Source organism: Streptomyces sp. NPDC002671, from assembly GCF_053592475.1.
Map to the genome: position 1 here is coordinate 197,924 of NZ_JBSFVU010000006.1, position 13,357 is coordinate 211,280.

At 72.2% G+C, this 13,357-nt stretch carries 8 protein-coding genes; 2 read left to right on the forward strand and 6 right to left on the reverse strand.

Annotation, left to right across the window (positions count from 1 at the left end; translation table 11 throughout):
* The first annotated feature begins 172 nt into the window (after window positions 1-172).
* Together ACWD35_RS11605 and ACWD35_RS11610 are read left to right on the forward strand one after the other, a co-directional pair.
* Window positions 173-4,852, forward strand: coding sequence for a hypothetical protein (locus ACWD35_RS11605; RefSeq protein WP_451350983.1), 4,680 nt, complete (start codon window positions 173-175; stop codon window positions 4,850-4,852).
* On the forward strand, window positions 4,849-5,511 hold the full coding sequence (locus tag ACWD35_RS11610; protein ID WP_451350984.1) for a hypothetical protein: 663 nt from the start codon (window positions 4,849-4,851) through the stop codon (window positions 5,509-5,511). Before ACWD35_RS11605 ends, ACWD35_RS11610 begins: the two co-directional genes overlap by 4 nt.
* Here ACWD35_RS11610 and ACWD35_RS11615 read toward each other — a convergent pair.
* The 6 genes from ACWD35_RS11615 to ACWD35_RS11640 are packed head-to-tail and all read right to left on the reverse strand — an operon-like array spanning window position 5,490 to window position 13,357.
* Window positions 5,490-5,777 (reverse strand): hypothetical protein, encoded by a 288-nt coding sequence (locus ACWD35_RS11615; RefSeq protein WP_451350985.1) that lies wholly within the window; start codon window positions 5,775-5,777, stop codon window positions 5,490-5,492. The two genes, ACWD35_RS11610 and ACWD35_RS11615, sit on opposite strands and share 22 nt — an antisense overlap.
* Window positions 5,778-5,783: 6 nt before the next feature.
* Complete coding sequence (locus tag ACWD35_RS11620; RefSeq protein ID WP_451350986.1) at window positions 5,784-7,934, reverse strand: ATP-binding protein; 2,151 nt, start codon at window positions 7,932-7,934, stop codon at window positions 5,784-5,786.
* Between the two features lie 5 nt (window positions 7,935-7,939).
* Window positions 7,940-9,700, reverse strand: a complete 1,761-nt coding sequence (locus ACWD35_RS11625; RefSeq protein ID WP_451350987.1) for a hypothetical protein — start codon at window positions 9,698-9,700, stop codon at window positions 7,940-7,942.
* A complete protein-coding gene (locus ACWD35_RS11630; RefSeq protein WP_451350988.1) occupies window positions 9,697-10,233 on the reverse strand; it encodes a hypothetical protein in 537 nt (178 codons plus the stop codon). Before ACWD35_RS11630 ends, ACWD35_RS11625 begins: the two co-directional genes overlap by 4 nt.
* A 2-nt stretch (window positions 10,234-10,235) precedes the next feature.
* Window positions 10,236-11,369: a hypothetical protein gene (locus ACWD35_RS11635; RefSeq protein ID WP_451350989.1), complete on the reverse strand. Its 1,134-nt coding sequence runs from the start codon at window positions 11,367-11,369 to the stop codon at window positions 10,236-10,238.
* Complete coding sequence (locus ACWD35_RS11640) at window positions 11,366-13,357, reverse strand: hypothetical protein (protein ID WP_451350990.1); 1,992 nt, start codon at window positions 13,355-13,357, stop codon at window positions 11,366-11,368. Before ACWD35_RS11640 ends, ACWD35_RS11635 begins: the two co-directional genes overlap by 4 nt.

A 13,357-nucleotide genomic window follows, 5' to 3' on the forward strand; every position in this document is an offset into this window, starting at 1 on the left:
GAACGTCGTCAGCGACAGCCAGTGCGTCAGGTCGGAGGCGCAGCGCACGGAGACGCTTCGAGGGATACGGAGGTGACGAACTCGTCACGCCCGTGTCGGCACACTGCGTCAGGGTGTCCCTGAGGCACCGGGCTCCTGTCGCCACCGACCTGCTGGGGAGGGATTCCGTCCGATGCCAGCGCCGAAGGCTCTCGCGGTGCGGCCGACGGCGTCGACAGCGGTATCCGCGCCGACGAAGCAGCGGCCGGAGACGACCGGTTCCGCACCGTCGCCGATGCAGGCCCCGTCCAACGCGGCGATGACGGCCGCCCTGGTGGGCGCGGGCACAACGGTTCCGGCTCCGCCCTTCCCCGGGCGGCCGGGGCCCGCCGCCCAGGACATGGTCGGCAACGGCGCCGTCGCGGCGGCCGGCCGCGCCGAGGCGGGTGCCGCCCCGGCGGTGGCCGTCGCCGCACCGCCGGCGCGGGGTGCGGAGGCGGAGGCGCCGGCGCGGGGTGCGGAGGCGGAGGCGCCGGTGGCTCCCGGCGCCGGGCCGGAGGTGAAGGTCCGGCCGGGCCCCGACGCGGATCCGAAGTTCGCGTCGCTGAAGAAGGACGTACGGCACAAGAAGCGGGCGCTTGCCGCCTCGCACCCGCCGCCGCGCACCGAGGCGGGGGCGGCGCAGGATGCCGCGCTGCCTCCCAAGGACGACGAGGTGGCGCAGGGCAAGACCGCCAATGCCGAGAGGATGAACGAGGCCCGGCCCAAGGAGTTCGACAAGGAAGCGTTCATCAGGGCGGTCGAGAAGGCGATCGCGGACAAGGCGCCGAAGAACCTGGACGAGGCGGACAAGTTCGCAGGCTCCGGCAAGGCGGACGAGGTCCGCGCGGAGGTGCACGGCAAGGTCGGCGAGGGCAAGTCGGACTCGGCCGAGCAGATCGCCACGACCACCGCCGCGCCACCGGACACGTCGGCGGCCGTGCCCAAGAAGGTCGTGCCGATGAGCGCGGACCGGCCTCCCGGCACGCCGGGCGCGCCGAACCCCGCGCAGGCCGTACCGGACCGGCTGCCGCCCTCCGCGACCGATCTGTCCGCCGGCCCGGCCCAAGTCAACCAGCAGATGGCCGACGCGCAGGTCACCGAGGGGCAGCTTCAGAAGTCCAATGAACCGACGTTCAACACGGCGCTGGGCGAGAAAAAGGCGGCCGAGCGGCACTCCGAGACGGCCCCGGGTGCCATGCGCAGGCACGAGGCGAACGAACTGAGCGCTTCCACCGCCCGGGCCCGGCGGCTCGGGGTGGCGGCGATGGGCGCGATGAGCGCCCAGCGGGTGCGCACCGGGCAGCAGGTCCACACGGGCAAGACCGGCACCAAGAGCCGGGACGAGGAGAAGCGGGCCCAGGTCACGGCGGTCCTGCAGGGCGTCTTCGACACGATGAAGAAGGACGTCGAAGCGATCCTCCAGGGCCTCGACAAGCTCGTGGACGACCAGTTCAGCCGGGGCGAGAAGGCGGCCCGGGACGCGTTCACCGCCGAGCACAAGCAGAAGATGGACGAGTACAAGGACCGCCGGTACTCGGGCGTGCGGGGCAAACTGCGCTGGGTCCGCGACAAGTTCGCCGGGCTGCCCGCGGAGGCCGACAAGATCTTCGAGGAGGCCCGCGACAACTACGTACGCCGGATGCGGCAGGTGATCTCCGGGGTCGCGGACACCATCGGCGCGGAGCTGAACCGGGCCAAGCGGCGCATCGCTCAGGGCCGGACCCAGATGCAGGACGCGGTGCGCAAGCTCCCGGCCGACCTGCGCACCATCGGGCAGCAGGCGGCGGCCGAGTTCACCGACAAGTTCGACGAGCTCACGCAGTCCGTGGACGACAAGGGCACCCAGCTCGTCGACACCCTGGCCACCAAGTACACCGAGGCGCTCAAGTCCGTCGACGACGAGATCGCCGAGGAGAAGGAGAAGAACAAGGGCCTGGTGGCCAAGGCCGTGGACGCGGTCAAGGCCGTGATCAACACCATCCTGGAACTGAAGCGGCTGCTGCTGTCGGTCCTCGCCAAGGCCGCCTCGGCCGTGATGCTGATCCTGGGGGACCCGATCGGCTTCCTGCGCAACCTGGTGTCCGCCGTCGGCGCCGGTCTGCGGCAGTTCCTCCAGAACATCGGCCGCCATCTGCAACAGGGCATCCTGTCCTGGCTGCTGGGCAAGACGGCCGAGGCGGGCATCGAGCTGCCGGCGACGTTCGACACCCAGGGCGTGGTGAAGATGCTCGCCGGCCTGCTCGGCCTGACCTGGCAGAACATCCGCGCCCGGATCACCCGCAAGGTCCCCGAACCGGCGGTCGCGGCGGCCGAGACCGCCGTCCCGCTGGTCGCAGAGGTCCGCAAACGGGGCGTCGCGGCGATGTGGGAGGACCTCAAGGCGCGCGTCGGCGACCTGCGAAAACAGCTGCTCGACAACGTCATCGACTATGTCACGCCGACGATCGTGGTCGCCGGCATCATGTGGGTGATCTCGCTGCTCAACCCGGCGTCCGCGTTCGTCCGGGCCGTGAAGCTGATCATCGACTTCGTGCGCTTCATCGTCACCCAGGCCCGCCAGATCTTCGAGTTCGTCAACGCGGTCCTGGATGCGGTCATCGCGATCGCCCGCGGCGGCAGCGGCGGCGTCCCGGCCCTGATCGAAGGCGCCCTGGCCCGCTCCATCCCCGTCCTGCTGGGCGTCCTGGCGGCGGTCCTGGGGGTGGGCGGCATCGTCGCGCGGGTCCGGACGATCGTCCAGCGGCTGTCCGCCCCGGTCAACAAGGCGGTGGACTGGGTCATCGACAAGATCGTCGGCCTCGTCAAGAAACTCTGGGCCAAGCTCAAGTCCACGTTCGACAAGAAGAAACCCAAGCCCAAGCCGAAGCCCAAGCCCCGCCCCGACCGCCCCGGCAAGCGTCGCGGCCGACGGCCCAAGCGCCGCGACGAACGGCGGCCGAGGCGCAGGACCGCTCCGGACCGCCGGAAGAAGGACCGCACGAAGAAGCGGTCCCAGAAGGACATGCAGCGCGCCCTGGACGCCGCCGTCCGCGAGGCGACACGCCTGCTCGGCGAGGAAGGGGCCACCGAGGAGTCGATACGGGAGGGGCTCCCGGCCATCAAGGAGCGTCATCGCCTCACCCGGATCGAGCTGAAGAAGAAGGGTTCCGACACGTACTCCGTGATGGTGACCATCAACCCGTCGAAGAGCACCGCGTACAAGGAGCTCTTCCCGTACCGGATCGACCGGGCCCAGGGGAAGTTCACCATCAAGCGCCACCCGCACGCGGTCGTGCAGCTCCAGCCGATCGACCCGCGCATGGCAGAGGGGAACGACCGCTGGATCGGCTTCGTCGTCAACATGGCCGCACTCCCCAACGAGATCACCAAGAAACCCAATGTCGCGAACCGCTACCTCGACGAGGCGTGGCGGGGCACTGGGATCCTGCACGCCCAGGACATGGCGGCAGCGCGGACCGCCGTCGTCATCGGCATCAACTCCTTCGAGCGACTCGATCCGCAGGAGGGCGACGCCATCCGCGGCGCCATCGACAGCGTCCGCCCCAAGCCCGAGCTCCTGGCAGCGGTGTTCGGCTTCGTCTGGACTCCCAGGTGGGTCAAGGGCAAGCGCGGGCGCAAGGTCGACATCGAGGAGGTACGCGCGGCCTACCGGCAGCTCAAAGGCTCCAACAAGCGGCGGGCCGAGGCCAACGAGAAGCGCCTGCGCGACAAGGGTGCGCTCCCCTACGGCGTCTTCCGCGACGAGGTGATCCGCTCCGAGTACACCAAGTCGGCGGTCGACATCCTTCAGAAGGTGAACAAGCAGGTCCACATCGTGAGCCAGGACGCCGACACCGGTGTCGCCGCCATCAGCGGGGTAGGGGTCCTCAGGGCGTACGAGAAGGTGCTGACCGAGCTCGGGGAGCACCCGCTGATCACGATCGGCGGCTACCACTTCGACGGCTTCGACTGGGGAAGGAAGGCCGACCGCCGCGCGAAGCAGCTGACGCGACTGGCCAACGAGCTGGACCGGGCCGTTCGGGTCGCCATCGCCAAGAACGAGGAGCATCGGCGGATGCTCTACCCGACCGAGCCGAACATGCTCATCAAGGCGTGGGACGGACAGAAGGGCAGCGTCGGCGGGATCTTCCAGGACGCCCGGGGCAAGGCTCTGCTGGAGGTCCAGGGCCTGCTCTACGGTGTACGCGGCGCCGAGGGCCGCGCACTGCGCAACGCGCTCATGAAGGCATTCGGCACCGACTTCTCCATGGCGTACACGCCGGACGCGAGCACCAGCACGAGCCCGCTCCCCGACGACGAGGCCCGGGGCCTCACCGTCATTCCGCTCGCCGTCCGCCGGGCCGCCCAGGGCAGGAGGCGCGTGCGCGGCGGCGAGGAGGTGCTGCGCACCGCCCACCGGATGTACGCGCTCATCATCCAGTCGCAGTCGACCGCCAGCGCCCGTAACCTGGCCAGGGAGTTCACCCTCGCCACCCCAGGGCTGGACGAGACCGCCCAGCGCCTCCTGCAGGACAAGGTCTTCTCCCATGTCGAGGACACCGCCATGCTGATGGCCGACAATCCGAGGCTGACCGGCAACAGCCAGGCCGTCAGAGCGCTCAAGGACCGGCTCGACGCCGAGGTCAAGGCCCTGAACGAAGAGCTCCAGAAGCAGGGAGCGGACCCCGCGCTCAAGCAGGCCGTCGACAAGGCGCACGAGACGGCCAAGGAGATCATTTCGACGATGACCGCTCCCCAGCTCGCCAAGGTCTGGAAGAACATCAACCTGGCCTTGGACGCCGTCACGAAGAAGCCGTCCGAACGAGAAGGCCGACGAGGAGGCCGACGATGACCCCGGACGCCGTCGACCGGCTTCGCGCCGAAGCGGCACGCGACGACTACGCGTCGATGGCCCGGCTGGCGCGAGCGCTGTACGGGACGGGGCTCGGACCGCACGAGGTACTGCGCGAGTGCTACGGCGTCGCGTTCCCCGATGAGGTCTTCGTCATCGTGGAAGGGGGGCTGTGGCGGCTGCACCTGCTGGCGCTCTTCACCAGTCAGCCCTGGCAGCTGGCCGTACCTCCCGACCGGGGCGGCCCGGCGGCCAAGCCCGCCGGCCTGACCGACACCGAACTGCTGCTCCTGACCGGGGACCCTGATCTGATGCCGCTCATCCGCATTCCCGCTGCCGATATCGGCAGGGAAGACCGCATCGTCTGCTACCGGCTCAGCGAGCTCCGGGCGGGACGCTCGACGGTCTTCCGCCTCTTCGAGTCCTCCGATGCCGAGGACGCACTGTGCTGTGGGGCATCCCTGCTGGAGGTCCTGCACACCGAGCACGCCAGGTCCGTCCGCCGACTGGAGAAGGAACTGCGATCCCCGTCGAGCTGGGGTGCCGATTCGGTGGACGACGAGGTGGACCGGGCGTACGAATCCCTGGAGCGGGTCGAGGAGTTGCAGCGGCAGGTCGCCGAGCGTCTCGCCGGGGGTCAGGGGGATGCGGGGGCCTGAACGGCCTTCGGCTTCGACGGCAGCGGCAGGGTCGGCAGCGCCGTCCGCGGGAGCGTGTCGGGGCTCGTCCGGGCCGCCGCGCCCGCCACGACGGCATTCCCTACCTGGTTGTGGCCCATCACGAGGAGACGTTCGATGACGGTCGACGGTTTCGCCGGGGCCGGCGCCGGGGTCTGGCGCACTGCCGTCGCCGTCTCCTGGGTCCTGGCCGGCGGCACCGGCGCCACCAGCCGGTGCAGCGAGAGCGGGGGTTCGGTGGGCAGCATTCGGTGTCACCCCTTGGACGGGTCGTCGAGGAGATGGGCATGGGGGCCCAGTTCGTTCGGGCGGAGCAGGCGTGCCTCGCGCTGGAACTGGCGCGCCACCCCGCGTACGACATGCCGCATGGCGATCGTGTCGCCGCCGTCCGCCGCGGCCAGCGCGGCGGTGCGGGCTGCCGCCGTGATGCCGGCGCCGGTCATGTCCAGGCGGGCCAGCGCGTCCAGGTCCACGTCCGCGGCGAGCGGGGCCTGCTCGGGGAAGGCGAGGCGCCACAGCCTGCGCCGCTCGGCCACGCCCGGGCGGGGGAAGTGGACGACGAAGTGGAAGCGCCGGGTGAACGCCGGGTCGATGTTGTCCTTGAGGTTGCTGGTGAGGATCACCAGGCCGTCGCTGGCCTCCAGACGCTGCAGCAGATAGCCGACCTCCATGTTGGCGTACCGGTCGGTGCCGTGCTTCACCTCGCCGCGCTTGCCGAACAGGGCGTCGGCCTCGTCGAAGAGCAGCACCGCGTGACTCTCCTCGGCCTGGCGGAACGCGGTCTCCATGTTCTTCTCCGTCTCCCCCACCCACTTGGAGACGACCTGGGCGAGGTCCACCTTGAGCAGTTCCAGGCCGAGCATGCCGGTGACGATCTCGGCGGACAGGGTCTTGCCCGTGCCCGGCTCCCCGGTGAACAGCGCCTTGACCCCGCCGTGTGCCGAGCGGCGGGCGAAGCCCCAGGTCTCGGCGATCCGGGGCCAGGCGCGGAAGGCCGAGGCGATCTCCAGGATCTGGTTGAACTGGACGTCGGGCAGGACCAGGTCGTCCACGGTACGCCGGGGCACGATCGCGTGCACGGCGCGTCCACTGCGCCCTCGGGTGACGGTGGCGATGGCGGGTTCGACATGGTCGGCGACCGGTTCGGGGCGCCCGTTGCCCGCCAGGCGGGCCCCCGTGTCCGCGACCGACGCCACGGCGCGCAACTCGCCGCTGCTCATGCGGTACCGGACGGCGAGGTCCTCCAGGAGGGTGCCGTTCAGGTCCGGGAGCGCCGCCGACCACATCGCCCGCCGGTCGGTGAACCCCGGTACCGAGACGGTGAGTTCGGCGTAGGAGCGCGCGGCGAGCAGGGCCGCCGGGCGCCAGGGCTTCAGACCGGTCAGGCACACCGGCACGCGGGAGCGGAGCAGCGCGGCGGCGATGATGTCGACGTGACTGTGCGGCTGCGGCTCGCCGTGCAGGTCGTCCGTGGGGATCCACAGCACCGCGCCCAGCGCGGCGGCCGTGCGCAGATCGGCCTGGGGGTCGCCGGTGAGGGTCCGCAGCGGCGCTCCGGCCGTTCGGGCCAGGGCCTGTACGGCGTCGAGCTGGTCGTCGGGCGGGCAGCCCCACAGCCCGGCCAGGTCGATGTCGCCCGCGCCCAGCGCCCTGCCCAGACGGTTGAGCCGCTCCGAGGACAGGTGTGGGGGCAGGACCTGCGGATCCGGCTGTACGACCTCGCCGGGGTCGTGGCCGAGCAGACCGACGTCCGTGCCCCAGCCCAGCAGAAAGTCCAGCACATCCGGTCCCAGGACGAGTTCCTGGGCCAGCTCGACCGCGGATTCTCCGTAGGTACGCAGCAGTCCGTACCGGCGCAGCGGCCCGGCCGGCCCGAGCGAGCGGCGCAGGGCGAGGCGGGCGGCGGCCGGGCTCGGCAACTCGGCCGCGCCCTCCGGTTCCTCGGAGCCCGCTTGGCTCAACGACCCGACCGTGACCAGCAGTTCCACACTTGGCAGCCGCCGGTTCAGGTTGTCCACGATGTAGGCGTAGATCCGCTCGTAGCCGCGGTCCAGTTCGGGCGCGGCCACCAGCAGCAGCGCGTCCTGTTCGGCGCGGGTCAGGCCGAACCGGATGGCGAGCGTGTCCAGTGGGAGGGTGCGGCCCTCGGCGGACGCGCTCCGCCTCAGCTCCCGTTCCGCTTCCGGCTCGGGCCGCTGGGGGGCGTACGGGCCTGCCATCGCGTCGGTGAAGGCGGCGGCCTCGCCGAGCAGCACATCGACCTGTTCATCGGTGACGCAGTACGGCGTGAGGTCCGGCCGGGTGAGCCGGGCCGCGATCCGCGACTGCCGCTCGACGGCGGCGCGCAGTGCCCGGTGGACGTCCGCGAGGCGGATCCGCAGGTGTTCCAGCGCCGGTTCGCCCATATGGCTCAGCCTCCCGAGAAGGTCAGGGTCCGCCCGCCCAGCCAGGCCACGTCGCGCACGTCGGCGAGCAACCCGCCGCGCAGCAGGTCCGCGTGGCGCCGCCCCAACGGGACGCGCACCCGGACGGCGGCCGGTTCGAACCGGACGGTGGCCTCCAGGTCGGCGAAGCGGCCCAGGGCCAACAGCGGATCAGGGGTCTCGCCCTCGCGCCAGAGCGTCCAGGCGATCGTGGCCAGGCCCAGGGTCGCTGCCAGGGTGACGGAGCGCTCCAGTCCGCTGTCCTGGGCGAGCGGTACCGCCCTGCGCTCGGCCACCAGCGCGGTGACCAGGTTCGCGAACCGGTCTGCGTGGCCGGGCAGTTCGGCGGCGAGGTGCGGATCCGGCAGCTGTTGTGCCGCGCCTGTCCACAGGGGCGTACGCCAGGGCAGCCGCACGGCCGGATCGCCGCGCAGGGGCCGTACGCCGGTCAGGAACGGCACGCCTGCCGAGTCCAGTTCGCGCAGCGAGCCGGGGGGAAGGGGGCCTTTGCAGACCAGCACCGGTGGCCTCCCGGCGGCCTGCCAGTACGGCAGCAGCGCCGCGAGGTCCGCCGTCCAGGCGATCGGGAAGACACCCTGGGCGTCGACCAGGAAGAGCCCGTCATCGGCCCCGGTGAGCAGGAGCGGGTCGGCGGGGTCGTGGCCGCGGCACACCGAGAGCGCCAGGACGCCGTCGAGCACCGGGAGCGCGGGCCGTACCGCGCGCGCGAACGCGGCCAGCCGCTCCTCGGGCACGGGCGGTTCGAGCCCGGCGAAGGCGGCGGCCACCTCGCGGTCCGCTTCGCCCCGGCGCCAGCCGCGCGTGGTCACGCCCAGCACCTTGTATGCCAGGGCCGCGGCGAACAGCGGTGCCTCCTCGATCAGTTCGACACCGGCCAGCGCGGGGGCGATCGCGTCGAGGTACCCGATGCGGGCCAGGGGTCCGGCGAGCAGGAAGGGCAACACGGAGCACACACGCACCTCTTCGGTGGCGCGGACCGCGACGGCAACTGACGCCGTCGGCGGATTCGGCTTCTCGACCACCTGGTCGTGCTCCCCCGCCAGCGACCGCACCAGCCGTGCCACCTCCTCGTGGTCCGCCGAGTTCACGTACTCGGCGAGGAGCCCGGACAGGGCCGCAGCGCCGGCGTCCGCGGCCTCGGTACGGAGAGGCTCGGGCAGCAGCTCGGTCGGCCTGCCGGGGCGGGCGCGCTCCACGAGTTCCGTGAGAAGCCGGACGGCCGCCGCGTCGTCGTCGCCGAGCAGGGCGAGCGCATACACCTGGAGCGTCTCCTCGGGCAACAGCGCGAGGAGTGCGTCCAGTTCGCCCCGCTCGGCGAGTTCACCGAAGAGCGCGGCGGCCGAGGGCGCGTCCCGGACGGCCGCCTCGGCGGCGAAGGACTCCTCGAACGAGAGCCCCTGGGCGGGCGCCTCACCGGGGACCTGGACCATCGCGACCGGCGCGAAGTGGACCTCGGCGGGCGCGTGGGACCGGCCGGGCCACCCGGTCCCGCCCAGCCGGACGGTGACGGTCACCGGCTCGGTGATCTCCAGGTCCGGGCCGTCGCCGGTCAGCTGCTGGGCGAAGTGGTCCGCCAGCAACTCCGGGAGGATGTCCGTCACTTGCCGCACCAGGCCGCGCGGGTCCGGCCCCCAGCTCCATCCACCGCGCCGGACCACGGTCACCGTGCACCGGTGAACGGTGATCTCACCGGCCTCACCGAGGGTCCGTGCAGTGGGCGTGGTCACGTCACACTCGCCTCCTCCAGGCGGCCCGCCCAGCCGCCCACCAGCACCAGCACGCCGTGCTTGCTGCCGAGGTCGAGGCTCACCGGCAGTTTCACCTGGGTCTGCTGGGCGGGGAGTTCCCCGGCGAGCACATGGGTGTCCTGGTCGTCGGAGACCAGGGCGACCACCTTGGCAGGCCGGGCCGCCGCGACCTGCACGGTGATGGTGAGCCCGTCCGTCGCCAGCGCGATTCCGGCGCTGCCGGTCCAGCCGGCCAGCCGCACCAGCGTGGGTTTGGGCCTGCCCTCGGGGCTCAGCTCGACCCCGAACGCCAACGGGTCGACGAGGGCGGCCGGTTCGTCGTCCACGGCCGCCACGGCGAGGTCCCTGGCCTTCAGTGGAAGGGTCGCGATGCGGCCCTCGTCGAGGAAGACGCGCATCGGCAGCGCGCGTCCGACGAGCGCGGCCACATCGGCGGGGGCGCCGGCGCCGGTCAGGGCCAGCGCGCCCACCACATGGCCGGTGTCGGCCGCGTACACCACGGTGAGAGCCATCGTCAGCCACCTCCGTTCGTTGCCGCGACCGTCGCCAGGACGAGGAAGTCGACGGCCCCGGGCCGTTCGACGACCGCCTGCGTCGTGGCCTCGTACAGCCGTGTCCGGCACCTGACCCGGCGGTCGCCGTCCACGGCCGCCTCCACCGTGCTGACCAGTGTGGATCTGCTGGCAGTCGGCGGAATGCGCGGAGTCAGCTGCACATGGATCACGACCCGGCCGTCGGCGATCTGCTCCGGGGTGATGCCGGACGGCAGCGGCAGCAGCATTCCGTCCGTGGCCGTCCCGGACACCACCAGGGTGCTGCCGACCGGCATCCGGCCGCTGAAGCTGCCCTCGATGGTGAGGTTGCCGTTGGCCGCGAGGGTCATCAGCGGGGCGACCGTGCCGCTGCCCTGGTAAAGGCCGAAGACCAGACTGGGCTTGTCGCCCCCGGACAGTACGAGCGCGGGCTTGCCCTCCTCGGCGTTCGGGCCGGTGCGCAGGGTCAGCGCGCCCGAGCGGGCCGAGACGGTGTCCGCGCGTACGCCCGCGAAGCGCACCCCGACCCCGCGGGCCTTGGTCTCCACCCCGCTGAAGTGGCCGTCCGTCCAGCGGACGTAGCCGAGCAGGACGAGCCAGCGGGCGGGCGGATCGGCCGGCGGGGCGCCGGTCGCGGGCGGGCGCTGCTCGTCGACCAGCCGCTCGTCGCCGAGGCGCCCGAAGAGGATCTGGTACGACTCCTCCACGCGCGTCTTGGTCGCGCCGCCGGTGCACGATACGGGCCCGGGTGCCTGGGCGGGCTCCCGGTCGGCCGCGGTGAGGAAGACCGGGTAGGGCTCGTCCGTCGGCTGGTCCGCCCCGTTGACCTCCTCGAAGTCGCTCTCGCGCAGCACGACCGGCTCGGTGAGGACCACCTCGCGGCCGGTGCCGTCGACGGCGATGCCCGGCGCCACGCTCACCTCGACATAGCGGGCGTTGGTGAGCGGGTCGGTGCGGCCCCCGGTGACCAGGCCGAGCCCCTCGGCGATGCCCCAGTCGTGCAGATGACGGGCGTGCCGGGCGGCCGTGCCGCGCGCGTACTCCACCGTGGCCGACAGGTCCGCGGCGGCCAGCACCTGGCCCTCGTGGAAGGCGGGGCGCAGCGGGCCCGTCATGGCGTCTCCCCGGACTTCGGGCTACGGGAAGGGCGGGTGCGCCTGGCCAGCGGCTTGGCGGGCCCGGCCTGGGCGGACGACTCGCCGGACGGCTCACCGGACCCGCCCTCAAGGTGCGCGAGGCGGGACTCGAGGTCTTCCGGAACCTGCCCACTCAACCGGCCGACCTGGGTCTGGGCGCTGCCCAGTTGGGTACGCAGCCCTTCCAGGGCGGCGGTCAGCTCAGCCACTTGGGTGCGCAGTATCGCCAACTCCTGGATGCTGTCGGTCACTTCACTGGGAGTGGTGTAGACCTGTTCGTGCAGCGCCTTGGGCGGTGTCTCGCCGGGTGCCGGGGTGAGCAGCAGGGACAGCATCTCCTCCAGGTCCCCGGTGCGCGGCCAGTCGCCGAGCAGACCTTCCACGTAGGGGCGCACGACTTCGCCCTCCGGCGGGAGCGTCGGCTTCTCGAAGCGCGGCAGGGGCCCGCAGCACACCCGCTCGGCCAGTTCGCGCAGCCGGTAGAGCTTGGGCAGCCACTCGCCGTACGCCCCTCCGCCCGGCAGCACCTGCTCGCGGGTCCCGGAGCACACCCGTACGACTTCGCAGTCGTCCAGCTCCAGATGGGCGAGGAGCACGTCGGTGTCGGTGCAGTCGCCGCACGGCGGGTTGAGTGTGGCGCACGCCGCGTCGGTCAGGAAGCGCCGCAACGCGACGGTGAGTGCCGCCGCTGCTTCGGCGATCTGCTGCACCTCGGCGATGGTCGCCTTCTCCACGCTGTCCGGCGGCGGGGCCGGCAGCAGCGGCGGTACGTCGACGGCGGCGACCTCCGTGCGCAGCCGGCAGTCGCCGGTCTCGCCCACCTGGTCCAGGCGGCACAGCAGCCACTCCCTGATCAGGCCGAGGTCCGCGCGGAACTCCACCCGCAGCGCATGGCTCAGCGGTGTGCCCTGGGCCACCATGCGCACTTCCAGCGGCGCGTCCGCGTCGCCCTGCTCGGGCACCACCCGGGCCGCGGTCTCGGTGACGACCGCGCGGGCGAGGGTGCGGCGCAGCGGGTCCGGCCAGGCCGCTTCCATGTCGGCTTCGCGGAGCCGGTCGCAGGCCGTGCCCAGGACGCCGCGGGCCTCCTGGACGGTGGCGAGGTCCGGGTACTCCCCCTTGAGCCGCTCCTGTCCGGCGGCGTCGTAGGTGTCGTAGCGGGCCACACCCCCGGCGAGCGCGCGGACGTGCTCGGTCATCTCGCGGGCGGCCGGCGGTGGCGGCGGCCCCTCGCCGCCCGCGTTCTGGCGCAGCCAGGCCAGGGATGCGGCGTACCGCTTGGCGTCGGCTGCGTCGAAGCGGAACGTCAGGCCGGTACCGGCCGAGGCGGTGAACAGGGCGTCGAGGTAGTACTCCAGGCGCCGGTCCCGGGTGCGGGCGCGGTCGGCCCGGACCAGGTCGCCGATGCTCGCGAGCAACTGGGTGCCGGGGTTGTGGCGGTGGTCCTCGAAGTCGTCGCACTTCACGACGAAGCGGAAGCCCTCCTGGATTCGGGAGGGCACACAGCCCGGCGAGGGGCAGGGCTCCTCCGTGGCGTACGGCGCCACGGGCTCTACGGGCAGCTCCTGGTAGCGCACATAGAGGCCGTAGCGGCGGCCTCCTTCGTCGTCGCAGTCCTCGCCGCAGTCCACGCCGAGGGCGCTGATCCGCTGTTCCCGCACCAGGGCCCGTACGTCGACCTGTTCGGTGCAGGGCACCACGATGTCGTTGCCCGCGCAGTCGAGTGCGTGTCCGGGGTGGACCGCCACGATGCCGCCGCCGCACGGGGCGCAGGTGACGCCGAGGCCGCAGATGACCCCCGGTCCGTACAGCGAGCGGTTGTGCAGCCTGCCCTTCGCGGTCATGTAGTCGACCAGCAGACCGAGGTCGTCCTCGGTCAGCAGCTGGCCCGCGAAGAAGCGCGGGCGCACGAAGGCGGAGGTCCGGGTGGCGTCACCACCGCAGCCGCATCCGCAGTCTGTTCGCAT

What these genes read in the sequence shown, in the direction of transcription:
- ACWD35_RS11605 (WP_451350983.1), top strand. Translation starts at nt 173, where the DNA reads ATGCCAGCGCCGAAGGCTCTCGCGGTGCGGCCGACGGCGTCGACAGCG.
- ACWD35_RS11610 (WP_451350984.1), top strand. Translation starts at nt 4,849, where the DNA reads ATGACCCCGGACGCCGTCGACCGGCTTCGCGCCGAAGCGGCACGCGAC.
- ACWD35_RS11615 (WP_451350985.1), bottom strand. Translation starts at nt 5,777, where the DNA reads ATGCTGCCCACCGAACCCCCGCTCTCGCTGCACCGGCTGGTGGCGCCG.
- ACWD35_RS11620 (WP_451350986.1), bottom strand. Translation starts at nt 7,934, where the DNA reads ATGGGCGAACCGGCGCTGGAACACCTGCGGATCCGCCTCGCGGACGTC.
- ACWD35_RS11630 (WP_451350988.1), bottom strand. Translation starts at nt 10,233, where the DNA reads ATGGCTCTCACCGTGGTGTACGCGGCCGACACCGGCCATGTGGTGGGC.
- ACWD35_RS11635 (WP_451350989.1), bottom strand. Translation starts at nt 11,369, where the DNA reads ATGACGGGCCCGCTGCGCCCCGCCTTCCACGAGGGCCAGGTGCTGGCC.
- ACWD35_RS11640 (WP_451350990.1), bottom strand. Translation starts at nt 13,357, where the DNA reads ATGCGAACAGACTGCGGATGCGGCTGCGGTGGTGACGCCACCCGGACC.